Source organism: Shouchella sp. JSM 1781072 (genome assembly GCF_041949915.1).
GTDB lineage: Bacteria > Bacillota > Bacilli > Bacillales > Bacillaceae_D > Shouchella.
In genome coordinates this window covers 219,149-242,886 of sequence record NZ_JBHFQE010000001.1, presented here as the reverse complement: position 1 = coordinate 242,886, position 23,738 = coordinate 219,149, and the positions used below count along the sequence as shown (strand labels likewise).

Annotated in this window: 28 protein-coding genes and 1 pseudogene; 10 read left to right on the top strand and 19 right to left on the bottom strand. The window is 41.0% G+C overall.

Translation table 11 applies throughout. The annotated features are described in order from the left end of the window. The first annotated feature begins 1 nt into the window (after position 1). On the top strand, positions 2-274 hold the full coding sequence (locus ACE1TH_RS01280; protein ID WP_099301612.1) for an HU family DNA-binding protein: 273 nt from the start codon (positions 2-4) through the stop codon (positions 272-274). A gap of 43 nt (positions 275-317) precedes the next feature. Here ACE1TH_RS01280 and ACE1TH_RS01275 read toward each other — a convergent pair whose 3' ends face one another. From ACE1TH_RS01275 to ACE1TH_RS01265, 3 genes are all read right to left on the bottom strand, one after another. Beyond that, entirely contained in the window at positions 318-1,649 is a 1,332-nt protein-coding gene (locus tag ACE1TH_RS01275) for a Na+/H+ antiporter NhaC family protein (RefSeq protein ID WP_375078249.1), read from the bottom strand. A gap of 123 nt (positions 1,650-1,772) precedes the next feature. Next, complete coding sequence (locus ACE1TH_RS01270; RefSeq protein ID WP_099301614.1) at positions 1,773-2,054, bottom strand: hypothetical protein; 282 nt, start codon at positions 2,052-2,054, stop codon at positions 1,773-1,775. Between the two features lie 139 nt (positions 2,055-2,193). Next, complete coding sequence (locus ACE1TH_RS01265) at positions 2,194-3,678, bottom strand: leucyl aminopeptidase (RefSeq protein ID WP_375078248.1); 1,485 nt, start codon at positions 3,676-3,678, stop codon at positions 2,194-2,196. 137 nt (positions 3,679-3,815) lie between these two features. Here ACE1TH_RS01265 and ACE1TH_RS01260 point away from each other — a divergent pair, with 137 nt between their 5' ends. After that, positions 3,816-4,289 carry a divergent PAP2 family protein gene (locus tag ACE1TH_RS01260; RefSeq protein WP_099301616.1) on the top strand — a complete coding sequence of 158 codons (474 nt, stop codon included), beginning with the start codon at positions 3,816-3,818 and terminating at the stop codon, positions 4,287-4,289. 117 nt (positions 4,290-4,406) lie between these two features. Here ACE1TH_RS01260 and ACE1TH_RS01255 read toward each other — a convergent pair whose 3' ends face one another. The 3 genes from ACE1TH_RS01255 to ACE1TH_RS01245 all read right to left on the bottom strand — a co-directional run bounded on the left by ACE1TH_RS01255 (position 4,407) and on the right by ACE1TH_RS01245 (position 6,760). Further along, a complete protein-coding gene (locus ACE1TH_RS01255; protein ID WP_099301617.1) occupies positions 4,407-5,030 on the bottom strand; it encodes a 3D domain-containing protein in 624 nt (207 codons plus the stop codon). Between the two features lie 83 nt (positions 5,031-5,113). Then, complete coding sequence (locus ACE1TH_RS01250) at positions 5,114-5,440, bottom strand: YuiB family protein (RefSeq protein WP_255223742.1); 327 nt, start codon at positions 5,438-5,440, stop codon at positions 5,114-5,116. 117 nt (positions 5,441-5,557) lie between these two features. Then, positions 5,558-6,760: an NAD(P)/FAD-dependent oxidoreductase gene (locus ACE1TH_RS01245; protein WP_099301619.1), complete on the bottom strand. Its 1,203-nt coding sequence runs from the start codon at positions 6,758-6,760 to the stop codon at positions 5,558-5,560. A 252-nt stretch (positions 6,761-7,012) separates the two neighbouring features. On the opposite strand from ACE1TH_RS01245, the gene ACE1TH_RS01240 reads away from it, so the two are divergent. After that, positions 7,013-8,008 carry an NAD(P)/FAD-dependent oxidoreductase gene (locus ACE1TH_RS01240; RefSeq protein ID WP_255223743.1) on the top strand — a complete coding sequence of 332 codons (996 nt, stop codon included), beginning with the start codon at positions 7,013-7,015 and terminating at the stop codon, positions 8,006-8,008. Positions 8,009-8,056: 48 nt separating this feature from the next. Here the strand turns inward: ACE1TH_RS01240 and ACE1TH_RS01235 are convergent, their stop codons facing one another. Genes ACE1TH_RS01235 through ACE1TH_RS01220 form a run of 4 tightly spaced genes read right to left on the bottom strand, consistent with a single transcriptional unit; the run spans position 8,057 to position 13,455 of the window. After that, positions 8,057-9,184 carry a mannitol-1-phosphate 5-dehydrogenase gene (locus tag ACE1TH_RS01235; RefSeq protein ID WP_255223744.1) on the bottom strand — a complete coding sequence of 376 codons (1,128 nt, stop codon included), beginning with the start codon at positions 9,182-9,184 and terminating at the stop codon, positions 8,057-8,059. Beyond that, positions 9,184-9,615 (bottom strand): PTS mannitol transporter subunit IIA, encoded by a 432-nt coding sequence (locus tag ACE1TH_RS01230; protein WP_255223745.1) that lies wholly within the window; start codon positions 9,613-9,615, stop codon positions 9,184-9,186. Before ACE1TH_RS01230 ends, ACE1TH_RS01235 begins: the two co-directional genes overlap by 1 nt. Then, positions 9,612-11,693, bottom strand: a complete 2,082-nt coding sequence (locus ACE1TH_RS01225; protein WP_375078247.1) for a BglG family transcription antiterminator — start codon at positions 11,691-11,693, stop codon at positions 9,612-9,614. Before ACE1TH_RS01225 ends, ACE1TH_RS01230 begins: the two co-directional genes overlap by 4 nt. 40 nt (positions 11,694-11,733) lie before the next feature. Beyond that, positions 11,734-13,455, bottom strand: coding sequence for a PTS mannitol transporter subunit IIBC (locus tag ACE1TH_RS01220; RefSeq protein ID WP_099301624.1), 1,722 nt, complete (start codon positions 13,453-13,455; stop codon positions 11,734-11,736). 215 nt (positions 13,456-13,670) lie between these two features. Here ACE1TH_RS01220 and ACE1TH_RS01215 point away from each other — a divergent pair, with 215 nt between their 5' ends. Beyond that, on the top strand, positions 13,671-14,495 hold the full coding sequence (locus tag ACE1TH_RS01215) for a transporter substrate-binding domain-containing protein (RefSeq protein WP_099301625.1): 825 nt from the start codon (positions 13,671-13,673) through the stop codon (positions 14,493-14,495). A gap of 18 nt (positions 14,496-14,513) precedes the next feature. Beyond that, positions 14,514-15,188 (top strand): amino acid ABC transporter permease, encoded by a 675-nt coding sequence (locus ACE1TH_RS01210; RefSeq protein WP_099301626.1) that lies wholly within the window; start codon positions 14,514-14,516, stop codon positions 15,186-15,188. A 31-nt stretch (positions 15,189-15,219) separates the two neighbouring features. On the opposite strand, the gene ACE1TH_RS01205 is transcribed toward ACE1TH_RS01210, so the two are convergent. Together ACE1TH_RS01205 and ACE1TH_RS01200 are read right to left on the bottom strand one after the other, a co-directional pair. After that, the gene (locus ACE1TH_RS01205; RefSeq protein WP_099301627.1) at positions 15,220-15,573 is read right to left on the bottom strand and encodes a HesB/IscA family protein; all 354 of its coding nucleotides are present in this window, start codon (positions 15,571-15,573) and stop codon (positions 15,220-15,222) included. A 64-nt stretch (positions 15,574-15,637) separates the two neighbouring features. After that, entirely contained in the window at positions 15,638-15,808 is a 171-nt protein-coding gene (locus ACE1TH_RS01200; protein WP_255223749.1) for a Spo0E family sporulation regulatory protein-aspartic acid phosphatase, read from the bottom strand. Positions 15,809-16,020: 212 nt separating this feature from the next. Here ACE1TH_RS01200 and mqnE point away from each other — a divergent pair, with 212 nt between their 5' ends. Then, entirely contained in the window at positions 16,021-17,115 is a 1,095-nt protein-coding gene (mqnE, locus tag ACE1TH_RS01195; protein ID WP_375078246.1) for an aminofutalosine synthase MqnE, read from the top strand. 41 nt (positions 17,116-17,156) lie between these two features. Here mqnE and dapF read toward each other — a convergent pair whose 3' ends face one another. The 3 genes from dapF to ACE1TH_RS01180 are packed head-to-tail and all read right to left on the bottom strand — an operon-like array spanning position 17,157 to position 18,523. Beyond that, positions 17,157-18,017 (bottom strand): diaminopimelate epimerase, encoded by an 861-nt coding sequence (gene dapF / locus ACE1TH_RS01190; protein ID WP_375078245.1) that lies wholly within the window; start codon positions 18,015-18,017, stop codon positions 17,157-17,159. After that, positions 18,014-18,253 carry a hypothetical protein gene (locus ACE1TH_RS01185; RefSeq protein ID WP_099301630.1) on the bottom strand — a complete coding sequence of 80 codons (240 nt, stop codon included), beginning with the start codon at positions 18,251-18,253 and terminating at the stop codon, positions 18,014-18,016. The genes dapF and ACE1TH_RS01185 overlap by 4 nt, the downstream gene beginning before the upstream one ends. Positions 18,254-18,289: 36 nt before the next feature. Continuing rightward, complete coding sequence (locus tag ACE1TH_RS01180) at positions 18,290-18,523, bottom strand: YuzB family protein (RefSeq protein WP_099301631.1); 234 nt, start codon at positions 18,521-18,523, stop codon at positions 18,290-18,292. A gap of 206 nt (positions 18,524-18,729) precedes the next feature. Here ACE1TH_RS01180 and ACE1TH_RS01175 point away from each other — a divergent pair. Then, positions 18,730-18,894 (top strand): annotated as a pseudogene (locus ACE1TH_RS01175) (TetR/AcrR family transcriptional regulator); the annotation flags it as partial. Positions 18,895-19,287: 393 nt separating this feature from the next. Further along, positions 19,288-20,355 (top strand): NAD(P)/FAD-dependent oxidoreductase, encoded by a 1,068-nt coding sequence (locus tag ACE1TH_RS01170; RefSeq protein WP_255301162.1) that lies wholly within the window; start codon positions 19,288-19,290, stop codon positions 20,353-20,355. A gap of 29 nt (positions 20,356-20,384) precedes the next feature. On the opposite strand, the gene ACE1TH_RS01165 is transcribed toward ACE1TH_RS01170, so the two are convergent. After that, positions 20,385-20,708: a YuzD family protein gene (locus ACE1TH_RS01165; protein WP_099301633.1), complete on the bottom strand. Its 324-nt coding sequence runs from the start codon at positions 20,706-20,708 to the stop codon at positions 20,385-20,387. A gap of 140 nt (positions 20,709-20,848) precedes the next feature. Here ACE1TH_RS01165 and ACE1TH_RS01160 point away from each other — a divergent pair, with 140 nt between their 5' ends. Then, positions 20,849-21,088, top strand: a complete 240-nt coding sequence (locus ACE1TH_RS01160) for a NifU family protein (RefSeq protein ID WP_054703678.1) — start codon at positions 20,849-20,851, stop codon at positions 21,086-21,088. Between the two features lie 102 nt (positions 21,089-21,190). After that, on the top strand, positions 21,191-21,403 hold the full coding sequence (locus ACE1TH_RS01155; protein ID WP_099301634.1) for a small acid-soluble spore protein Tlp: 213 nt from the start codon (positions 21,191-21,193) through the stop codon (positions 21,401-21,403). A 55-nt stretch (positions 21,404-21,458) separates the two neighbouring features. Here ACE1TH_RS01155 and ACE1TH_RS01150 read toward each other — a convergent pair whose 3' ends face one another. Genes ACE1TH_RS01150 through thrC form a run of 3 tightly spaced genes read right to left on the bottom strand, consistent with a single transcriptional unit; the run spans position 21,459 to position 23,679 of the window. Then, positions 21,459-21,680, bottom strand: coding sequence for a transcriptional regulator SplA domain-containing protein (locus tag ACE1TH_RS01150; RefSeq protein ID WP_099301635.1), 222 nt, complete (start codon positions 21,678-21,680; stop codon positions 21,459-21,461). Between the two features lie 44 nt (positions 21,681-21,724). Next, positions 21,725-22,615 (bottom strand): homoserine kinase, encoded by an 891-nt coding sequence (gene thrB / locus ACE1TH_RS01145; RefSeq protein WP_099301636.1) that lies wholly within the window; start codon positions 22,613-22,615, stop codon positions 21,725-21,727. Between the two features lie 2 nt (positions 22,616-22,617). Continuing rightward, positions 22,618-23,679 carry a threonine synthase gene (gene thrC, locus ACE1TH_RS01140; RefSeq protein ID WP_099302155.1) on the bottom strand — a complete coding sequence of 354 codons (1,062 nt, stop codon included), beginning with the start codon at positions 23,677-23,679 and terminating at the stop codon, positions 22,618-22,620. Positions 23,680-23,738: the final 59 nt, after the last annotated feature.

Genomic DNA, 23,738 nt, shown 5'->3' with positions numbered 1-23,738 from the left:
TATGAATAAAACTGAATTAATTAATGCACTTGCTGACAGAGCTGAACTTTCAAAGAAAGATGCGACAACAGCAGTTAATAGTATGTTTGATCTTATCGCAGAGTCCCTTGAAAAAGGAGAAACAGTTCAATTAATTGGCTTCGGTAACTTTGAAGTTCGTGAGCGTGCGGCTCGAAAAGGGCGTAACCCACAAACAGGTGAAGAAATTGATATTTCTGCTACAAAAACACCAGCATTCAAAGCAGGTAAACAACTAAAAGACGCAGTAAAATAAAAAAGAGCGAAGAACAGTCCATTAGACTGCCTTCGCTTTTTCTTTATAAAATAATGGCCGTTAGCCACCCAACGAGAAATAGTGGGACGGTCAAGTGCAAGAACGTTGGCACACATGTATCCCAAATATGATCATGCTGTCCGTCTGCATTTAAGCCTGCCGTTGAACCAAGGGTTGAATCCGATGCTGGCGCACCTGCGTCACCAATCGCTCCAGCAGAACCAATAATGGAGATAATCGCTAATGTCGACATCCCGACTTCTAAACCGAGTGGAACAAACAGCGCTGTAATAATTGGAATGGTGGAGAAAGAAGACCCAATCCCTAAAGTAATAATCAAACCAACGACCATCATTAAGAGTGCTGCGATGATCTGATTGCCGTTAATCATGCTCGCTACGTTTTGCACAAGGCTTTCTACATGACCCGTCTCTCGAATCACATCAGCAAATCCTGCTGCGGAAAGCATCACAAACCCAATAAAGCCCATCATTTTAATGCCTTCTGACATCACTTCATCTGTTTTTTTCACTTTAACCGCTCCCGTTACAAACAGTAACAGCAATCCGGCTAGTGCAGCAGGAATCATCGAATCACGATAAAAACTTTGTACAACAACCGTGACGACAACCGCAAGCCCCGCAAGCAAAAGTGACGTTGTACTATAAGATTTTTCCTCGCTCATGCTTGAATCATCACCTGACAGCGGAACATCTTTGTAGACACGGCGCTGACGATAGGTAATAAATACTGCAATTCCTAAGCCAATAAGCGTACTTGCTGTTGGGAGTAGCATAGCTTGTGGAATAAGATCGATGTTAATAGGCAATCCACTTGCTTCCATATTATCTGCAATCGTCTTATGGAAAATTTGCCCGAACCCATAGGGGAGGAGCATATATGGAGCGGTCAAACCGAACGTTAAAATACACGCAATCAATCGGCGATCCACTTCTAATCGATTTAAAATAAGCAGAATCGGCGGAATTAGTATTGGAATAAATGCAATGTGAACAGGTACCGCATTTTGCGACATACTCGCAACAATTAACAGCATAAGAAACAGCAACATTCTTGATAGTGTATCTCGTTCACGCTCTCCGTTTCGCTTCATCCAGATTTGCAAACGATCCACCATAAAATCCGGTAAGCCAGTCCTAGAGAGTCCAACTGCAAAAGCGCCTAAAAGAACATAGCTAAAGGCAATTTCTGCATTGCCCCCTAACCCATTTCCAAATATTTGTACGGTACTTGAGAAATCGAGTCCCCCTAATAGTCCACCTACTAAAGCAGAGAGTGTAATTGCCAAAACGACGTGCACTCTTAACAAACTCAATAGAATCATAAGTAAAACGGCAATAATTACTGCATTCATATCCATCATCCTTTAGTCTGATAAATCACTAAAACATTTGTATAATTTATCATCCTTCTCTTCCCTTTGTCAAGGTCATAAAAAAACCCAAAAGGATTTACTCCTTTTGGGTTTCGTCATTCATTATATCGCTAATATTTTTGTGAAGGACAGTGATTTATCACGACAACCTTTTAACTGATACGACACTCTGTCTCCTTCTTGAACCGATAGTTCTAACGTTTCGGTATCAGATGCATCATTCGTCGCAAAAAGTTTATGGGTTCCCGCAGGCACTTCAATGGTCATTTTTTGCCTGCGTTTAAGCGAGCCCACGAAATGGTCATTAATAAATACTCGGTATTTCCGATTTGTCGCATAAAGCTCACGTGCACACTTTATCTCCACATAAGCAGTATCAATCATTTTGTTCCCCTTCCTCATACAGAAACGTTCTGTTTGGCTAGGTTCCACTCATTAATATCCTTCATTATAACGATATGATTCAATCGGTACAAGTATTAATACAAATTTGCCTTTTAAGCCATTTGTTAAGTCGTTTCTATTACGACTGTTCTACAAACTTTGCAAGCGTTCGAGCCATTACACCAGTCGCTCCAGCAGGGCCTGTTGATGAACCTTTGTCTTTTGACGCCGTTCCAGCGACATCCAGATGTACCCAAGGCGTGGAACCAACAAATTCACCAATAAACAATCCTGCTGTAATGCTACCACCTGCTCGACCTGGAGCATTATTTAAATCTGCAACATCACTTGTCTTCAACATATCTTTGTAAGGCTGGCTATTTGGGAATGCCCATACCGGCTCACCCGTTTCATCGCCTGCTTGACGAATACGTTCCATTAAGCGCTCATCATTTGTGACAGCACCTGTCGTTTCTTGCCCTAATGCTACCACACAAGCTCCTGTTAACGTCGCCACATCAATTAAGCGCGTTGCTCCGAGTTGAACCGCATACGCAACCCCATCTGCCAAAATGAGTCGACCTTCCGCATCTGTATTACGTACTTCTATTGTTTTCCCATTCATCGCTCGTAATACATCACCTGGCTTCATCGCAGAACCATTAATTAAGTTCTCACTTGAAGGAATGACGCACAAAACGTTTTGTTTTGGTTTTGTTCGGCCGATGATATCCATCGCTCCTAGTACAGCTCCTGCGCCACCCATATCTGTTTTCATTGTATGCATATTTGCCGCCGGCTTTAGCGAGTAACCACCTGCATCGAAAGTTAAACCCTTCCCAACAAGCGCCGTCACTTCTTCGCTGTCACTGTCGCCGTTATAACGCATCACGATCATTTTTGCTGGTTGATCGCTTCCTCGTGATACAGCTAAAAGCGCCCCCATACCGAGGGTTTCCATTTCCTCTTCTTCTAACACGTTAAATTCAAACCGATGCTTATCCGCGATGGCTTTAGCCTCATTAGCAAGGTCAGTCGGCGTCAGAAGATTCCCTGGAATATTGACTAATCGACGCGTTGTATTCGCGCCTTCTCCATATGTATACCCAAGCTCTGCATGTTTTGTGAATCCCTCTTCATCCACATAAAAACTAACAGACGTTAGCTCTTTTTTCACTTCGTTGGTTTTTTCTTTATACGTAAGCTTATCATAAGAACTTAACGCAATCGCTTCACCACAAGTGAAAGCAATCTCTTCTAAAGAAAGACCAGACTTTGCGAAACTATCAATGACAAATGCCGCATGCTCAACTTTGTCCTTTTTTAAAGCTAACCCTACATTTCCAACCGCATTTCGAAGCTCATCCTTATGTAGTTGTCCTTCTTCACCTAGGTAAACGGCATAAATTTTCTTTACCCCTATTGTTCCAAGCGTAAACAGTTCTACAAAAGAGCCTTTCTTGTTCGGAAACGATTTTTGCTTAGAAAGTTCCGTTAATTGCCCATTCATTTCCTTATCAATCGCTTTAACGCCTGTTGAAAAATCGCCTTTATTCCAGACAGCTAGAACAAGCACTTGCTCGTCCATTTGCCCAACATTCCATTGTGCTTTTTCTTTAAACATTCTTACATCTCCTCTCTTTAGCAACTAGTATAGCATGTTAAAAAAATGTCTCAAAGGATTAGACTTGAAAGGAAATCACAAATCGCTTATGATATACTATTCACATCAATAAATGAGAAGAGTGAAAGGAAGGAACTATGGAAATCTTTCAAAACTACCCGCTTTGGACAGCTTTAATTGCGATTGCATTAGCTCAAGTTATCAAAATTCCACTCGCATTTTTTGCTACCCGTAAGCTTAACATGTCTCTTTTAACAAGCACTGGCGGCATGCCAAGTTCACATTCCGCTGCAGTAACAGGTGTATCAACAGCCATTGCTATTGAACACGGTTTAGACTCTTCTCTATTCGCTATTTCTGCAGTATTTGCTGTTGTTGTCATGTTTGATGCTACTGGTGTAAGAAGACATGCTGGTTACCACGCAACCGTTTTAAACCAACTTGTACTGGATTTTAATCGATTAGTAGAAGAAGTTAAGACATGGCCTAAAAAGGAAAATGAACAAAAGCTAAAAGAATTACTCGGTCATCAACCGATTGAAGTGTTCTTTGGTGCATTGCTAGGAATCATCCTCGCATTTGTTCTATATCCGCTCCTAAACGCTATCTAAATGAATTGAACAAGAAAAAGAATCTGTATGAGTCACAATCGCTCATGCAGATTCTTTTCATTTACCCTTTGTACAAAAGAAAAGCTTCACCTCTGCACTCTATGTAGCAAGGTAGCCTTATGTTTCACGGGTACGTTTAAATTCATGATAGTTTGTTCGCTCATTTAAAGCATTTAATTCATCCTGCGTAATCGAGCCTTTACCTTCTTTAATAACAAACACATCTAGATCTTTTTTGCCCCACTCATTAAACACATCATCAATGGAATCATAATATAAGTCCAATTTCATTCCCTTTATAGCCGATCCTGTATCTGCTACTACCCCATATCCATAGCCCGGAATAAATAAAACCGTTCCTAAAGGAAATACCGATGGGTCCGCTGCAACAGTCGAATAAGAATCTCTTAATACAGGCAATCCTGAAAAGGTAATTCCGTATGCTGGGTCACCTGGATATTTTCCAGTGGACTCCACTCCAGCTGTATACCCTGTCGCCGTTACATGAACACGATTATATTCTGTCGTATCCAACTCTTCCTCCATAAGCGTATAGGTGGGCACCGTTAAACCAGGAATCGAGCGATCATGTTCATGCAACGCTTTTCCGTTCATATCTTGCACGTGAATGGTTGAGAATGGGAAATTGGTAAATACAGAAAATGTGGTAAGCACTGCACCAATAAAGAGAACACACATGAATGATCGAAAAAGCCATTTATAGGTTGCGTTTTTATACATATTGTCGTCACACTCCTCTACTACAGCATTTCCAGTAGAGGAGACATTATGCAAAAAAAAACAGACTCTCTTAACAAGTCTGCTTAAAACATCTGATAGCCCGCTTTTCTTAGTAATTTCATAATAATTCCGGCCGCGATTGCGCCAAGGAATCCGCTTGTTAGCACGACAATATCAGCAAAATGAAGCGAGATCACACGTTCAAATAACTGACTAAATGCTTCCCCAGGTTGTTGAAAAAAGAAGCGATAAGGCTGTTGATTCACGATTAATAACACAACGATTGGATAAATAAACGCCATAATCCAGGTTAAGCGCAACACCATATTTAATAGAAAGCCAATCCCGGCAAATAGGATAAAGAACAATATGATTGAAACAATTAATTGTAAGATATGTATACCTTCCATAACTCATCCTCCCCTCTTAGTTTACGAAAAAGCGCTTCCGTAAGTCAATATCGAATCAAACTTAAAAAAATCAGTAAGGCTTGAAGCCTCACTGATTTTTTCAGTTGCTACCTTATCTTATAGAGGGAATTTCCCTTTTTTCAACGTTAGCATTGGTCCACCAAGAACGAATAGCGCACGGTTATCAATCATTTTCTTCATAAAGTTGGCCGTACCACCGTAAATCTTTTTAGAGCCTACGACACCGATTGCTTCTTTACCGCCTAGAGAAGCAACAGTTCCTTTGATGTCTGGCTTAAAGCTTTCTAGGTTCGAGCCGCCTTTATTTAGCGTTTCAATGTTTGTTGCAGCCGTTTTCGCCATTTGCATCGCGATTTGCGCTGTTGGCGGGTATGGACGATTCGCTTCTTCATTAATAATAAGCGCGCAGTCGCCAATAACGAATACATCATCATAACCTGGCGCACGTAAATCTGGTTCTACCTTAATACGTCCACGGTTCGCTTCAAAACCAGAGTTGTCGATAACTGGGTTTCCACGTACACCTGTAGCCCAAACGATCGTTTCTGATTTAATTTCTTCGCCTTCACCAACAACAACACCAGAAGCCGTTACTTCTTTAATTGGCGTGTTAATTTTAAACTCAACACCACGGCTTTCAAGAAGGTTCATGCCATATTCAACCAATTCAGGGTCAAATCCTGGAAGGGCACTCGGTGCTGCTTCAACAACGAACAAGCGAACTTTTTCACGTGGTACATCATATTTTTTACAAAGCTCAGGAACGCGCTCAGATAATTCTCCGATAAATTCAATACCCGTAAATCCTGCGCCTGCTACAACAAATGTTAGCATGCCTTCATGAGGATCTGCTGTATTGTTGTAGTTTGCAAATTGCGCATCAATGTGATCCTTCACTTGACGAGCACCGTTTAATGTCCATTTCGTGAATGCATGTTCATGCACACCTGGAATACCAAACGTTTCAGAAACAGCACCTAATGATACAACGAGGTAATCATACTCTAATTCACCATCTTTAAGCATCACTTTTTTATCGTCTGTTTTAATTTCAAGCACTTCATCTTGAACGAAATTAACTTTGTTTGTATTTAAGACATCTGAAATTTTCACGCGTGTACGATCAGGATCCATGGTGCCTGCAGCAGGCTCATGTAACCACGTTGTTTGATAATGATAGTCATGCTTATTTACAAGTGTAATCGATGCATCATTATGTCCTAGTTTCTTTGACAACGTTACCGCTGTATTCATACCACCGTATCCAGCTCCGGCAATAACGATTTTTGCTTTGTTCACTACAAATCACTTCCAATTGTCAGTATTTTAATTCGTATGGCGTTTATGTTTGTGATCAATTTCACGTTCTAATTCATAACTAGAGAATTTCATATAATCGTCATATAATCCAACACTCTAATAATATTCGTTTTTTCTTCAAAATTCAACTCCATTGTATAAAAAAGTTTGGTTTAATTGCTGCCCTTTGTATTTGTTTCCACCACCATGTATAATGAGAAAGGATCTCAATTCAGTCTGGGGGGTAACACATTGGAAGAACGTGAAGATTTATATGACTTAACCATTATCGGTGGCGGTCCAGCTGGACTTTTTGCTGCCTTTTATGCAGGAATGCGCCAAATGAAAGTGAAAGTTATTGAAAGTATGCCTCAATTAGGCGGCCAACTTTCAGCGCTTTATCCTGATAAATATATTTATGATGTTGCTGGTTTTCCGAACATAAAAGCACAAGACTTAGTCGATCAACTTACTGCACAAGCTCAGCAGTTTAATCCAGAACTGGCGCTTGAAGAAGCGGTACAAACGTTAACGAAAGAAGAAGATAATACGTTTACATTAACCACAAATAAGCAATCTCATGCAACAAAAGCGGTATTAATTACGGCTGGTGCCGGTGCCTTTGCTCCAAGAAAGCTTAAAGTAGACGGAGCAGAGCAATACGAAGATCAAAATATCCATTATTTTATCCGTGATTTATCTGCTTTTACAGGTAAGCGTGTAGCTGTGATTGGCGGAGGAGACTCTGCGGTTGACTGGGCACTCATGCTTGAACCAATCGCAAAGGAAGTGACGTTGGTTCACCGCCGCGATGAATTCCGTGCTCATGAGCATAGTGTTGAATTATTGAAAAAATCAAATGTGCGCCTACTTACACCGTATGAAACAACTGAACTGCACGGCGAAAATGACCGTGTGTCTGCTGTGACTTTCACAAAAGTAAAAGGTGAAGAAACAGAAACGATTAATGTTGATGATGTGGTGGTCACATTTGGCTTTGTATCCACTTTAGGACCTATTAAAGAATGGGGCTTAGACATTCATAAAAATGCTATTCAAGTAAACTCTAAAATGGAAACAAATATTGAAGGCGTTTATGCAGCAGGAGACGTGAGCACATACGATGGAAAAGTAAAGCTCATTGCAACCGGGTTCGGTGAAGCACCAACAGCTGTTAATAACGCAAAAGTATACATTGACCCTAAAGCGCGCGTTTTTCCAGGTCACTCCACTAGTATATTTGAATAAGAAAAAGCTCGTACATAGAATGTAATCTATGCACGAGCTTTTTTATTTTTATAGACGTTTCTTTAACAAATGCACGAGAGGATGAGCGTCTTCTAACCCTGTAATGCTCGTAAACGCGCCAATATAGCCTTTATCCGCGATTAATTGCTTAAGCTTTACGCTTTCCTCATCTGTCTCATCGTAAAAGCGTAAGGCGTCATAAATCGTTTCTACAAGGGACTCTGGATGAAGCCCTTTTTCAGCTAATGCTTTTGCTGGCTTCACAAGTCGATCGTTTAGCCCTAATTTACGTATCGGTCCTCGACCGACACGGTTCACCTTATCTTCTAAATAAGGATTTTCAAAGCGCGAAATGATTTTATCAATATAAGCTTCTTGTTCTTCTGCATCAAATCCATGATCCTCAACTAAAATTGCTTTTGTTTCATTTAATGCACCGCGCACACGGTGTTTAATGTAATCTTGAGCCAACGCTTCCTTAATGGTCTCAATTCCTGCTTGAAAACCAGCATATGAAGCAACCGCGTGACCGGTGTTAACAGTGAAAAGCTTTCTTTCAATAAACGGCGCTAAGTCTTGTACACGTTTTGCTTCACCTAAAGAAATCGATTCACCTTTTAATGAAGGCTCTTCGACAACCCATTCAAAAAAGGGCTCTACGGTTACAGACAACACATCATCAGACTGCACATTTGGCACAATTCGATCTACAGCAGCATCCGCAAAACCAGTATACGCACTTACTGTTTCCCATTCATCTGCGCTTAACTGTGAGACAACGGCTTCTTTTAATTGAGAAGTAGCTCGTATCGCATTTTCACAAGCAATGACGTTCACAGGCTTAGTTGAAGTCCGCGCCAAAAGTCCTTTTGCAATTGTTCCTGCAAGCATTGGCAAAATATGTGGCCCAACTGCTGTTGTGATAATATCTGCTTGCGCAATCGCATCTAATACGCCAGCCTCGTTTGTTTTGCTGTTAATGCCAGAGACGTTTTTCACAGTGAATGAGTGGTTTTGTTCACCCACAACTTGAACATCATAGTGACCACGTTCATTTAATGCATCAATGACGGCATCATTCACATCCACAAACTGAACTTGATAGCCCGCATCAGCTAATAAAGCGCCAATAAATCCTCTTCCTATATTACCCGCACCAAAGTGAACAGCATTCATTATTCAGCAACCTCTGAGAAGAAATCAAGGACGTCTTTTTCTGAAGTCGCTTTTAATAATTCGCGTACATTTTCTTCTTCTGAACAAGCAATCGCAATTTGCGAAAGAATTGCTAAATGCTCGTCTCCTTTTCCTGCAATCCCAATAACAAGCTGAACAGGATTTCCGTTCCAATCCAGTTCTTCATCAAGCAATTGAATCGATAGTCCAGAAGAACGTACTTCGTCTCTTGCATCTTCTGTTCCGTGAGGGATTGCTAAAAGGTTACCCATATACGTCGATGTCACTTCTTCTCTTTCAAACATTTTATCGATGTAGTTTTCGCTAATGTACCCTTGCTCAGCAAGAATTTCTCCAGCTTGACGAATCGCCTCTTCTTTTGAACTCACTTTAACGTTTAATCGGATGTTTTCTTCTTTTAAAATACTCATGTTGTATCGACTCCTTCATTTATAAATCTGATTAAAAATGTTTTGCTTTTTTCTTCGAGCAACGATTTAATTTCTGCTATCGATTCCTCTTTAAACAATCTCGTTTGTTCTTCTGATTCAATCAATAAGATACTTAAATAACTCATATAAGCTAATTGTTGCTCTGTTAATTGAATCGGTGCGAGCATAAGGATCATTCTGGTGATCTCTTCATTCTCACCAGCCATTGATTGGACCGTTACTGGGGTCGTCAAAGTTAGTATCCCAAATACAGGCGCAATTATATCCGCTGTTCTCGTATGATATAGCGCTAACCCTGAACCTGGAATGGCTAAACCTCCGAGCGCTTCTCTTTCTTGTAGCGACGACAGAACACGCTCTTTCTTTTTAACCTTCCCCTTTTCTTCCAACTGGCCAATAATCATTTCAAGTCCGTCTTCAACGGAAGAAACGTCACAATGAAAAATAGAATCAAGCACTTGTTCAATGTACAAGCTCATATTAATAATTTCTTTCATGGAAGTTACGGTACTTCCGTCTTTTTTAGGTGGAAGGTTGAGCATAGGCCTTTGTTCATTATGACTATTGAGATACGTCTGAATCATGGTCACTTCATTGTCTGTTAATACCGGACTAACATGAATCGCCTGTCGCTTTTGTTCATTCAAACGAACCGTTGATAAAAATAAGTCAAACGAATGAGGGTCATATTGATCAAGCTCCAACATCGAAGCGAGAGTGATAGACGTAACTTCAGGGAATTCATCACGAATTCGGCTTGATAACATTCTCGCTGAACCAATACCGCTTGAACAGACGACCAGCGCCCGCAAAGAGTGGCGGTTTTTCTTGCGTGTCATAGCTGCGCCAAAATGAAGCGTCAAGAATCCAATTTCTTCATCAGGTAACACGATCGGCGCAAACACTTTATTCGCCTTTTCTTTGGTCGTCTCAAAAAGTTCGTTATAGTCCGCTTTAATTTGCTCTAACAGCGGGTTGTGAATTTTCATTTGTTGCTCAACCCGGTAAATCGTCGGGCGTAAATGCGCCATCAACCCTTGAAAAAACGATGGATCACTAAAGGTCATCTGTAACGCTACTTCCATTTCGCGAATAAATGCTTTTACACGATAGGAAAGCTCTGGATTCCCCTTCACTAATGTTTCTTCAAAAGGCTGCGACGTTCGTGTCCCTCGAAGATGCATGATCAAATAACCAATCTCTTCTTTTGGAATATGAACGGAAAATGTTCGCTCAAGTGCACGAGCAAGCTTTTGTGCCAATGGCACCACTTCTTTCTCTCGCTCCAGCACTTCGAGTTGTCCAGCATCCATTTGAATCTTCTCACCTTGACGAATTCGTTCAACCGCTAATGTGATATGAACCACGAGCGCAACATAGGATTGATCTGTTAATCGTTCTAATGACTCTGCTTGTAATTTAGACAACGTTAGTTGGACACTTCGAATTGTTTGCAAATCCACAAAATGTAGCAGCCGATTGGCAACTTCTTGCTGTAAGTCTTTGGAAAAAACAGCCTGATAAAACGTTTCTTCCGTTAAATGTTCAGATAAAACAGCTGACATTGCGCGGCGGATAGACGTTTCATTCCCAACAGCCTCAATTCCGAAACCTCTTTTCCGAATAAGCTCAATTCCAAATCGCTCTAACCATTCGCTCGCTTTATAGAGATCAGAACTAACCGTTGCAACCGCAACATTTAAATCTTTTGCTAATGTATAAAGCTTTATTGGTTCTTTTGCATCGAGCAAGCTGGCAATCAGTAAGCTTATTCGTTCTTGAGCGGTGAAGTCGTTTTGAACTCCTTCGGATAATCTTTCAAGCAGCTGCTGCTTTTGTTCTTCGTTTCCAACAATCTTTAAGTGTGGCTTCCTTTGCAACTGTAGGTGTTGGTTCGCAAGTGTCTTTTCCAGTTGTTTAAGATCACGTTGGACCGTACGCAAACTAACTGATGCCGCATCCGCTAGTTGCTTCATGTCGATTCCAAATTCATGATCGATTAACACCCTTAATAGCAAACGCTCTCTCGCCGTTAAGAACACATAAAAAACCTCCATCTAAAGCAGGAAGCATCCCTAGAGTTAGGGATGCCAATTTTTATTTCAAGCGTTCAATTAACTCATCATACTTCGGACTGTTCATGAAGTTTTCTACAGAGATATGTTCAGCATCAGGTAACTTTTGCTTCGCACGCTCCGTTAAATCTCTATGGGTAATGACAATATCAGCATCCGATGGGATGGAATTAATCGCTGTATTCGATACATGAATACCCTCGATATTTGCTTTCTTAAACTTATTTTTTAGTAAAGAAGCACCCATCGCACTAGAGCCCATTCCAGCGTCACATGCAAAAATAATTTTATCGACATCTGCTTGGACCGCTTCGGCTTTCACTGTCTCATCTGCCGAGGTGCCACCTTTTAAATCTTCAATGATTTCATTGTAGCGCGGGCTATTCATAAAGTTGTCTACTGATACATGAATGGCAGACGGATTTTTTTGCTTCGCACGTTCCGTTAAGTCCTTATGGGTAATGACAAGGTCTGCGCTATCAGGAATATTGCTAATCGATGTATTTGCAACCGATACCCCATCAATTCCTGCTTTCTTCACGCGATCTTTCATGATCGATGCGCCCATCGCACTTGAACCCATTCCAGCATCACATGCAAAGATAATTGATGAAACATTCGCGTAACCAGTTGCTTGTGACTCACCTGCATCAGCAATGACAGATGATTTCTTTCCTTTCATGTCTTGCATTTTTGCTTGCGCGTCTTCAATGTTGTCATCTTCGCCTTTTTTATCGAAACGAAGTACAAGAGAAGCAATCACAAAGGAAACAGCTGTTGCAACAAGCACACCTAAGATGACGCCTAGATAATCCCCTTGTGCTGTTAAACCTAATATCGGAATAATACTACCTGGTGACGCTGGAGCTACTAAACCTACATTAAATAAATTAAAAACGAATACACCAGATGCCCCACCAAAGATAACAGCAATAAACATTAATGGCTTCATTAACACATAAGGGAAGTAGATTTCGTGAATTCCCCCAAAGAAGTGAATAATCCCTGCACCGTATGCAGAACCACGAGCAGCACCTCTACCAAAAATCATGAACGCTAGTAAAATTCCTAAACCAGGCCCTGGGTTGGCTTCTAGTAAGTAAAAAATTGATTTCCCTAACTCATCTGCTTGAGTAGCTGCTAAAGGAACAAGTACACCATGATTGATGGCGTTATTTAAAAAGAGAATTTTTGCAGGCTCAATAATAATACTTACAAGCGGAAGAAGGCCTGTTGAAATTAGAAAATCTGCTCCACGTCCTAAAATTTCCGTTAAGCCTTGAACAAGTGGCGCTACAACTAAAGAACCAATGACAGCTAAAGCGGCACCAATTAAACCAGCAGAGAAGTTATTGACAAGCATTTCAAACCCTTGTCTAATTTTCCCTTCAATGAGCTGATCAAATTTTTTGATGACATACCCACCAAGTGGTCCCATCACCATTGCTCCAATAAACATTGGTGCGTCTGGTACGGCTGCAATTACACCCATAAGTGCTGTTGCACCGACGACACCTCCACGCATGTCGTGAACAAGCTTACCACCTGTATATGCAATTAATAGCGGTAGTAAGAAATAAATCATCGGTTGGACCATGTTGTCCAAGATTTCTATCATGAAGAAAGCATTAATTGCGGTTATCGTACCAAAGGCAATAAACGCGCCAATGTTTGGCATGATCATACTACTTAAATTACTCCCAAACTTTTGTACGCGGGACCGAATGCTTTTTTTCTCGGCCATCGTATTTCCTCCTATTCGTATATATACTTTAGTTCAATCTTATCCACCTATAGCGTGCCCTTCAATAAAAGGAAAATACAATTTCGTCGCAGCGCTTGCGACAATATTGATTTTAAGGATATTCTTTTATAATGGAAGAAACTGTTTACATCTTGATTGTTTTGCTTAATCGGTGCATACTTACTAAGGATATTGAATTAGGGGGATTTACATCAATGAAAAAACTTATTTTTCCTTCTTTACTTGCAACAACTATTCTCGTCGCTTGCGGATCTGATGAAACAGAAGAGACAAGCGGAAATGAAGCTTGGAATGCGATTCAAGAGTCTGGAACGATGACGGTTGCCACAGCGGGAACGTTGTTTCCAACGTCGTATCATTCTGAAGATGATGTATTAACGGGGTACGAAGTTGAACTTGTAAGAGAAATTGCTGCTCTTCTTGATGTTGAAGTTGAGTTCGAGGAAATTGGCGTAGATACGATGACACAAGCGTTAAACAGTGGTCGCGTTCACCTTGCTGCTAACAGCTTAGCCATTACCGAGGAGCGAGAAGAAAACTTTGATTTTTCCACACCGTATAAATACTCATTTGGAAGTGCGATTGTTCGAGAAGATGATTTATCAGGAATTGAATCTCTTGAAGATTTAGATGGGAAAATTGCGCTTGGCGCAATGAACACGACTTATATGCAAAAAGCGGAAGAATACGGAGCCACACCTACCTATTTTGATAATGTGACAAACGATGTTTATTTGCGCGCTGTTGAAAATGGACAAGGCGATGTGGTTTTGAACGATTATTATCTTCAATCCATTACCGTGAATCATCTTTCCGATATAAATGTTCAAATTCATCCGACCTTATTCTATGATCCAAGCGAACAAGGGATAATGATGGCAAAGAACGAGCCTCTTTTACTAGAAGCCGTGAATGATGCGTTATCACAATTATTGGATGATGGTACAGCTACAGCCCTTTCAGAAGAATTTTTTGAAGGCTACGATGTAACGGAACTTCCAGATATCGATTTTGAATAAAAAAAGGAATGTTCATCTATGAGTTCATTTGACCTTACGCTAGCAATTGAATCATTCCCGTTCATTTTAAAAGGTTTGCAGTATACAATGCTCGTCGCTGTTGTCAGTATGCTCATTGCCATGGTATTAGGGTTATTTTTAGCATTCGGCCGTATGTCTCCCCGTAGATATGTTCGATGGCCGAGCATGCTTTTTATATCGTTTAATCGTGGTGTGCCGATACTTGTGCTTCTCTTTTTACTTTATGCTGCTTTGCCGGAGCTTGGCTTAAGTTTAAGTGCTGTTGCCGCTGCAATTGTTGCGTTTAGTTTAAATACGTCTGCATATATTGCAGAAGTGAATCGCTCAGCACTTTCATCGGTTTCTTATGGCCAGCAAGAAGCTGCTGCTGCTTTAGGATTAAGAAAATGGCAAGCCATGCGCTACATTATTTTGCCACAAGCGATTCGGATTGCCTTGCCACCATTGAGCAACGTCTTTTTAACATTAATTAAATCAACGTCGATTGCGTCTACGATTGCCTTACCTGAATTAATGTATCAAGCTCGAATCATTGGCGGTCGGGAATTTAACTATTTAACCGTTATTGTCGTCGCAGCACTCATTTACTGGGGCGTCTGTTCGCTGCTTGCTTGGTTACAGCGGTATCTAGAAAAACGTTATAACCATTATTTAGAGCCAGAAAAAAAATAAGAACCGAAGACAAGCGTCTTCGGTTCTTTCTTTAACAATTTTCCGGTGTACCTGCGTTGGTAGCGGTTCTGAAAGAAGAGCCACATCCACAGTTGGCAATGGCGTTTGGATTATCAATAGTAAATCCGCCGCCCATCATATTTTGTTTATAATCAATCACTAATCCTTTAATGATCGGTTCACTTTCCTGATCCACTAAAATATCGAGTCCATTGACTTGGAATTGTATGTCGCTCTCTGCTTTTTCATCGTCAAAACCCATGCCATAGGAAAGACCAGAACAGCCTCCGCCTTGTACACCGATTCGTAACATTAATGAATCGTCGCCTTCGTCTTTCTTCATTGAAAGAATTTGCGCTGCCGCTGCATCTGTTAGAGTAATCATGTTCGTGCCTCCCTTATTATCTTTCCTATAGTATAGACCTTTTCATTTTGATACTCAAGTCATACTACTTAATTGGACATTGGCCTTTGCGCATTAAATCATTATGTATATCATCAATTTGTTCACTATATGTGAGGACAAGAGGATGGTTTAATCCATGTCGCTTAGCTGCTAGTAACATCTCTTGGCGTAACAATTCTAACTTATCCAAACATCGATCATGCCGTGTTTTCAATTTTACTTACCTCCAAGATTATAAGTATTCACCACCCTGTATATTACCTCGGTCAAGCATCATGTTTCAATATGTCATTCTGCTTATTTTCTCTTTATGATCGTTTGTCGTTCCTTTCATTCTTAAATATGTAGTAGTATAATAGAATACGTGATCAACTAATAGACTTCGTTCGATGCATCAAGCGATGTTGTTAAAGGAGGAATCCGAAGATGAGTGTGCTTTTGACAGACAAAAAACTTCAAGACGTAAAAGAAAAAGTTTTGAACGGTGAACGCTTATCCATAGAAGACGGCCTAACATTATATGAAACACCAGATTTACTTGGTGTTGCGCAATTAGCGAACCTTGTAAATGAAAGAAAAAATGGTCAGAACGTTTATTTTATTGAGAACCTCTACATTAATCCAACGAATGTATGTGAAGCGAATTGTGGCTTCTGCGGATTTAAGCGTAAGCCTGGTGAAGAAGGCGCTTATACAATGGATGAAGAAGCGTTATTAAAATACGTATCTGATCGCTGGAATGACAACATTCGCGAATTCCATATTGTCGGCGGGCACAACAATGAAGTTGGCTTTGACTACTATGTGAATATCGTGAAAACGTTGAAAAAGCACTATCCGCACGTAACGGTTAAAGCTTATACAGGAGCAGAGATTGAATTTTTCTCTCGTCTTGCTGGAATTTCAATGAAAGAAGTCATCCAAACCTTAATGGACGCTGGCTTATCTACACTTACTGGTGGCGGCGCTGAAATTTTAACAGAGCGTTACCGTGCGATCATGAGTCCTGAAAAAGCTTCAACAGACCAGTGGCTCGAAGCACACGAAACTGCTCATAATTTGGGACTTCGCACGCATTCAACAATGCTTTACGGTTCGGTTGAATCTCATGAAGAACGATTAATCCATATGCAGCGCGTGCGTGAACTACAAGATCGTACGAATGGATTTATGGTGTTTATTCCATTAGCGATGCAGCCTAGAAATGTAAAAGCAGGGTTAAACAGACGTACGTCTGCTTACGATGACATGAGAACAATCGCGGTTAGTCGCTTAATGCTTGATAATTTCCAGCATATTAAAGCGTATTGGATCAATATTGGCGTGCAATTAACACAAATGGCATTAACATTCGGCTCAAGCGACATTCATGGTACATTAATTGAAGAGCGAATTTCTCATTCCGTTGGAGCCCTTACCTCTGCTGGAATTACAAGAAAAGAGCTCATTCATATGATTAAAAGCGCAGGCAAAAACCCTGTTGAACGAGACACATTTTATAACATCATTAAAGAATATTAAAAAAGAAGCTTGCAGCGTATTCGTTGCAAGCCCTTTTTACCTTATAAATACCATTCTCCACTGCAAATATATTCGGCTGGCCCATTCATCAAAACGTCTCCATTTTCGTTCCATCGAATTTGTAAATCTCCGCCTAATAAATGCACCAAGACATCTGTCTCTTTTTCTAAATGACCATTTAAGATGCTCGCTACAACCGCAGCACAAGCTCCCGTTCCACACGCTTGCGTAATACCAGAACCTCTTTCCCAAACGCGAAAATGAATTTCTGATTTATTTACGACTTCAACCCATTCTACATTCACCCACTCTGGAAAGAGCGCATGCTTCTCAAGTTCAGGCCCTAATTCTTCCACGGGGGCTTCATGAATGTTGTCAACAAATTGAACGGCGTGAGGGTTGCCCATAGAAACAGCGGTTAGTTTAACGACTTTCCCTGCTAACTCGACCGGTTTGGCTATTACTTCTTGCTTCAGGTCTTCTGCCTTCATTGGAATCTCTTCCGCAAGCAATCTCGGTTTTCCCATATTAATCGTGACCGACGATATGGTTCCAGCTTTATCTGGAAAAACCGTTGCTTCCACCATTCCACCTGCTGTTTCTATTGAAAAATCGCTTTCTGAAACCAATCCATGTTCATAGCTATATTTCGCAACGCAACGTAAGCCATTTCCACAGTTTTTTGCTTCAGATCCATCGTTGTTAAACACACGCATCTTCACAGCTGCTTTTTGTGACGGATAGATTAAAATCATCCCGTCACTTCCTATCCCTTTATTCTTATCTGCCACGCGCACAGCGGTTTCACTCAACTGACTTTCGGGTATTTTCTCATTAAACATATTCACATAAATATAACTATTTCCTAGACCGTGCATTTTTGTAAATTTCATCGTCTTCACCTTCTTAATGGTTCATTTGCCCAAAAATAGTCTTCATCTGCTTCTAAAACGATCATCACGCTATGACAGCACGGCATATTTAAACGCACTTTAAATTGTTCTTTAGCAAGCCGCAAGTCTTTTTGCTTCATCGTTGTTAACACATGCTGTTGCTGACAATATGGACATTCTTCAACATAAATGTCTTTTCCTTGAACTTCATATGGCCAAGTATGACTAAATGGTATGTGCTGCAAGATGACTGCCTCCTCTTGTTCATTATATCTTTTGGTTTATTTGTTAAGGGATGACACATAGTTCATGACATGCTTTACAAGCTCATCTACGGTCGTTCCAGCAATGTACGTATCGTTTACAAGTAAAAAATGTTCATGTCTGCATGATCCACAATGAGATAAACACCCGTAATCAATGATTTCTGTATAAGGAACTGATTGTAGCTGCTCAATCACTTCAGCCGTTCCATCATCTAAATTGGTCATACAGCATTCAATCCGTACATTCACTTGCTTCACCTCTTTTTTTATGCTACTTTGTCGGTCATATAAAGTCAATCTGCAACGATTCAGAAATAAAAAGAGAAACTCGCATTTATGGGTTGTCGAAAGAAAGCGCAATCGGTATAATCAAAACTGACCAGAGTCATTTTTAATTCGTACTAAACATGTACCGAGGTGAAGGATAGCCGTAAATTCCGAACGGTTAGCTATACATGAACAAAACAAAAAAATCTCGAACGCGTTCAACTATCTTAGAGTCTGCCGTTATTCTTTTTTATGAAAAGGGTTTCGAACACACGACTGTTGCAGAAATTACAAAAGGCGCACAAGTTGCAAAAGGGACGTTCTTTAATCACTTTCCAACAAAAGAATCGATTTTACACGCCTTATTCGAGAAGCAGTTACTCCAGCTAATGGAGCAACGTACAAGCATCCTCCCTTTATCTAATGTGTTAACACAAATTCGATCAAGTTTACTGTATTTATTGAAAGATTATGATATCCATCCAAGTTTAACAATTCAAACCTGGAAACACGTCATCGAAAACGAAGAGCGTTTGCATGCATATTGGGTTGAATTGTTAGAGGAGACAGACTTAACGCTTACAGGCGAAGAGGCAGAGCATTACGCCCATATCATCAATAGCCACATCGGTTACACGATGAGTGCCTTTCGTCAAGAAGGAACGAGAATGGGACTTGTCCATCAAGCGATGTCCCTGATTGAAACTAGTTTTAAAGCAATTTCGCTTAAAAGGAGATCTCTACTTATGAAGAAACTCGTTGTACTTGGAGCTGGTTATGGCGGCATGCGCGTCCTGCAAAGACTATTGCCTAATGACTTGCCAAAAGACTGGGAAATTATTCTTGTTGATGAAATGCCTTATCACTGCTTAAAGACCGAATACTATGCACTCGCTGCAGGAACGGCTTCCGACCACCATTTAAGGGTATCTCTTCCAGAAGATGAACGGCTAACACTTAAATACGCGACGGTTTCCACCATTCACGCCAACGATCATTTAATTGAATTAAGCAACGGCGAAACCATTCCGTTTGATAAATTAGTCATTGGTTTAGGATGCACAGATAAGTACCACGGCGTTCCTGGTGCAGATACTTATACGTACAGCATCCAAACAATGAGCGCAACGCGTCGCACATATGAAGCCTTAAATAATGTTCGACCTGAAGGGGTTGTTTCCATCGTTGGAGCTGGGTTAAGCGGCGTAGAGTTAGCAAGTGAACTACGAGAAAGCCGTCCGGATCTTTCTATTAAACTTTTTGATCGTGGCGAATCGGTTATGAGTCAATTTCCCAAAAAATTAAGCTCCTATGTTCAAAATTGGTTCATTGAACACGGAGTCGACGTGAGCAATAATTCCAATATCACAAAAGTGGAGCCAGGAGCTCTTTACAATCATGATGAACGAATTGAAAGTGATGTCGTAATTTGGACAGCCGGGGTACAACCAGTTAACGTCGTACGTGAACTTGATGTGGAAAAAGATCGCTCAGGTCGCGTCGTATTGACACCTCAGCATTTTATTCCAGACCATCCCGATCTTTTCGTAGTTGGTGATTGTGCAAGCTTGCCTCATGCACCGAGTGCGCAACTAGCAGAAGGTCAAGCAGAACAAATTGTTACGATTTTAAAGCACCAGTGGAAAGGTGAGACATTACCTGAAGAGATGCCACGAATTAAATTAAAAGGTGTGCTTGGTTCATTAGGTAAGAAACACGGTTTCGGTATGATGGGGGAACGTCCGTTAACCGGTCGCGTTGCTCGTATCTTAAAAAGTGGTGTTCTATGGATGTACAAATATCACAGTGGATGATCAAACAAGCGCTAAGGAATGTTTATTCCTTAGCGCTTTTCCTGCGGAACAAGGGCCGCTTCCACTTGTTGCGTTACTTTTTTTAACTGAGGGTTTCCTTCTGCAATCACTTCTCCATTTAGCAGAACAAGTGGATAAAAAAACTTTTCATTCAAAATGCTTTCAGACCATTCTCGCTCTTGTTCCGTCTGTGGTGCTTGAATATCAACATAATGAAAAGTCATCGCTTCATCAGGAAATTTCCGTGCTAAAGCTGCCTCGAGCCATTCTTTTGTCTCTAATGCACTCGGCAAATGTACGCAAGATGCACATTTCTGTTCTGCACCATACACAGTAAATTCAATTTTTGGCATGCCTTCCACCCTCTCTCTCGCCTTTATGATAAGCTTACATGAGAAGCAGAAGGGAATCCACAAAAAATAATTGTGCAGATGCATGGATTTTTTTTTTCTAGACGATTATAATGAGAGTAAGATGAAAGGAGTGATTCCAAATGGAAACAAGCACAGATATGATGGAGCAAGTACAAGAGGTATTGGATAAGCTTCGTCCGTTTTTGCTACGTGATGGCGGAGACGTTGAACTTGTTGATGTGGAAGACGGAATCGTAAAAGTACGCCTTCTTGGTGCTTGCGGTTCTTGCCCAAGCTCTACAATTACGTTAAAAGCTGGGATTGAGCGTGCCCTTTTAGAAGAAGTACCAGGGGTTACCGAAATCGAGCAAGTATTTTAATCACCAGTTTATTCAGCAGTAAAGCGAATGCTTTACTGCTTTTTTACGTACATATTCGCCACTTTTTGTAGAATACTTCTACTAAAGGAGGCTCACATTTTTATGGAAACCCACGACGATCGCAGTGACAACGCAAAAAAAATTCAATCGATAATTGATGACACGAAACAACGCATGCATGAAGCCGAAACATATAAAACAGAGCATGCCGCAGAGCTTCACCCAGATGAAAAGCGTGCGCTTATCGAAAAAAAGCGGAATCGCGAAATCAGTATTGATGCCCTTGAAGAGGAAAAGCAGGAGGAAGAGGGCTAATCCTAAGTCTCTCTACAGAGAAAGCAAACCTAGAACCCTCTAGGTTTGCTTCTTTTTACATCATATACTGATTGTATACTTGTTCTGCATCTTCATAAGAGGCAAATACAGCGTCATCTTCTTCTAATGTGTGATAGTAATCATAGACAACAACAGATGTACCAAGTGAATCGACCGAAATGTAGCCTTCCTGAATTGTGGCAACTGTAGGGGTGTGGGGATTGCTATAAATAACAAAGACTGATTGGCCATCTTGTAACTCACTAACGTGTAACATGCATACGCCTCCTTTTTTGAGTAGTATGCCAATTCTTCTTCAAGCTATGCTTGCGCAACTGAAACCGCTGTTCCAACCGTTTCAGGCTGTAAGGCGAGTGACTCAAAATAAGGAAACCGTCGTTTCACTTCTTTTGCAAACATGTCGCTGCTCCCTTGTTCAACAAAACAAAGAACGGTAGGACCGGCCCCACTTAAAGCGGCACCATATGCATAGGGATGATCCTTTACATATGCCATCACCTCTTCCCAATATGGGATGAGATGTTTGCGGTAAGGATGGTGAAATTCATCTTCCATCATGAGTTCGCCTACTAAAACCCAATTATTTGCCATCATTGCGGCAGTCATCACATTTGCTAATGCACTTGTTTGAACGGCTTGCTTATAATCGAGCTGTTTTGGCAGAATGCCTCTTGCTTTCTTCGTTTCCAATATCTCTGGTGGAACAAGCGCGACCAAATCAACTTGTGGCTGTTCAACTTTAATAACGTCTGTTCGGTGTTCACGGTGTGCCCCAATAATGAGCCCTCCATATATTGACGGTGCCACATTATCGGGATGTTCTTCATACAACGATGCAATGCGCACTTTTTCTACTTGAGTAATCGTTTTCTCTGCGCAATAGCAGGCGATTTCAATGCCAGCTACAATCGCCGCCGCACTTGATCCAAATCCTTTTGCGAGCGGGATATCGTTATTCATGGAAACACGACACGGTAATAAGTCGATTTGTAAATGCTTCGCAGCAAATTCGGCGGCTTTAACCATTAAATTATTTGGCTTCAAATTCGTTAAGCCTGGAGAATCACAATGAAACGACCATTGTTCAGCTCGTTCCACTTCTAAGTAGAGATACCGATTAAGCGCCATGCCAATTGAATCAAACCCAGGCCCTAAATTTGCAGTACTAGCAGGAATTTTTATCGAAAGCATCGTCACACCACCATTTCTTTACCGAGCAAATAATTTTTAATTGCTTCAGTAGAATGCGGAAGTACAACTCGCTCCGATGGTGATACATCCATTGCCGTTACAGGATCTTTCAATCCATTTCCTGTTAAAACGGCAACGACTTTCGATCCTTTGGCGATTTGACCATTCGCAACAGCTTTTTTTATGCCTGCAATCGATGCACAAGATCCTGGCTCTGCAAAAATGCCTTCGTTTTTGGCCAGCACTTTATAAGCTTCTATGATTTCTTCGTCCGAAACCATATCAATCGCGCCATTTGAACCTTTTGCTGCTTCCGTTGCTTTCTTCCAACTTGCAGGATTCCCGATTCTTATCGCAGTCGCAATTGTCTCCGGATTCTCAACAACTTGATTTCGAACAATTGGAGCTGCACCCTCAGCTTGAAAGCCATGCATTTGTGGAAGCCCTGTTTGAAAGGCTTGATGGTATTCTTGAAATCCTAACCAATAAGCAGAAATATTCCCCGCATTGCCCACAGGGATCGCTAATACATCTGGAGCTGAACCGAGCTGATCACAAATTTCAAACGCTGCTGTTTTTTGGCCTTCCAGTCGGTAAGGGTTGACTGAGTTTACAAGTTCAATAGAAGAATCTTCCGTAAGTTCACGAACTGTTTTTAAGGCTTGATCGAAATTACCGTCCACTTCGATCACTTCTGCACCTAACATTACGGCTTGCGCTAACTTGCCTTGCGCAATTTTCCCTTTTGGAATAACGACGAATACACGAATTCCAGCTTTGGCCCCATAAGCAGCTGCCGATGCTGACGTATTGCCTGTTGACGCACACATAATCGCCGTTTTTCCTTTTTCTACGGCTTTTGCAACAGCCATGACCATACCTCTATCTTTAAAAGAACCTGTCGGGTTTAATCCTTCATACTTTCCATAAAGCTCAATTCCCCATTGTTCAGATAACCGCTCAAACTGCACAAGTGGCGTATTGCCTTCACCTAGCGAAAGGCTCGGGGTTTGATTATTTACCGGTAAATACGTTTTATATTCTTGCAGTAATCCTTTCCACATCAACAACTGCCCCACTCCTTATCCATCCATAAAAAACGTTCGATAGTCGCTCGAAGTCT

Coding starts and splice junctions, on each gene's coding strand:
- ACE1TH_RS01280 (WP_099301612.1), top strand. CDS start 2: ATGAATAAAACTGAATTAATTAATGCACTTGCTGACAGAGCTGAACTT.
- ACE1TH_RS01275 (WP_375078249.1), bottom strand. CDS start 1,649: ATGAATGCAGTAATTATTGCCGTTTTACTTATGATTCTATTGAGTTTG.
- ACE1TH_RS01270 (WP_099301614.1), bottom strand. CDS start 2,054: ATGATTGATACTGCTTATGTGGAGATAAAGTGTGCACGTGAGCTTTAT.
- ACE1TH_RS01265 (WP_375078248.1), bottom strand. CDS start 3,678: ATGTTTAAAGAAAAAGCACAATGGAATGTTGGGCAAATGGACGAGCAA.
- ACE1TH_RS01260 (WP_099301616.1), top strand. CDS start 3,816: ATGGAAATCTTTCAAAACTACCCGCTTTGGACAGCTTTAATTGCGATT.
- ACE1TH_RS01255 (WP_099301617.1), bottom strand. CDS start 5,030: ATGTATAAAAACGCAACCTATAAATGGCTTTTTCGATCATTCATGTGT.
- ACE1TH_RS01250 (WP_255223742.1), bottom strand. CDS start 5,440: ATGGAAGGTATACATATCTTACAATTAATTGTTTCAATCATATTGTTC.
- ACE1TH_RS01235 (WP_255223744.1), bottom strand. CDS start 9,184: ATGAATGCTGTTCACTTTGGTGCGGGTAATATAGGAAGAGGATTTATT.
- ACE1TH_RS01230 (WP_255223745.1), bottom strand. CDS start 9,615: ATGAGTATTTTAAAAGAAGAAAACATCCGATTAAACGTTAAAGTGAGT.
- ACE1TH_RS01225 (WP_375078247.1), bottom strand. CDS start 11,693: ATGGAGGTTTTTTATGTGTTCTTAACGGCGAGAGAGCGTTTGCTATTA.
- ACE1TH_RS01220 (WP_099301624.1), bottom strand. CDS start 13,455: ATGGCCGAGAAAAAAAGCATTCGGTCCCGCGTACAAAAGTTTGGGAGT.
- ACE1TH_RS01215 (WP_099301625.1), top strand. CDS start 13,671: ATGAAAAAACTTATTTTTCCTTCTTTACTTGCAACAACTATTCTCGTC.
- ACE1TH_RS01210 (WP_099301626.1), top strand. CDS start 14,514: ATGAGTTCATTTGACCTTACGCTAGCAATTGAATCATTCCCGTTCATT.
- ACE1TH_RS01205 (WP_099301627.1), bottom strand. CDS start 15,573: ATGATTACTCTAACAGATGCAGCGGCAGCGCAAATTCTTTCAATGAAG.
- mqnE (WP_375078246.1), top strand. CDS start 16,021: ATGAGTGTGCTTTTGACAGACAAAAAACTTCAAGACGTAAAAGAAAAA.
- ACE1TH_RS01170 (WP_255301162.1), top strand. CDS start 19,288: ATGAAGAAACTCGTTGTACTTGGAGCTGGTTATGGCGGCATGCGCGTC.
- ACE1TH_RS01165 (WP_099301633.1), bottom strand. CDS start 20,708: ATGCCAAAAATTGAATTTACTGTGTATGGTGCAGAACAGAAATGTGCA.
- ACE1TH_RS01160 (WP_054703678.1), top strand. CDS start 20,849: ATGGAAACAAGCACAGATATGATGGAGCAAGTACAAGAGGTATTGGAT.
- ACE1TH_RS01155 (WP_099301634.1), top strand. CDS start 21,191: ATGGAAACCCACGACGATCGCAGTGACAACGCAAAAAAAATTCAATCG.
- ACE1TH_RS01150 (WP_099301635.1), bottom strand. CDS start 21,680: ATGTTACACGTTAGTGAGTTACAAGATGGCCAATCAGTCTTTGTTATT.
- thrB (WP_099301636.1), bottom strand. CDS start 22,615: ATGCTTTCGATAAAAATTCCTGCTAGTACTGCAAATTTAGGGCCTGGG.
- thrC (WP_099302155.1), bottom strand. CDS start 23,679: ATGTGGAAAGGATTACTGCAAGAATATAAAACGTATTTACCGGTAAAT.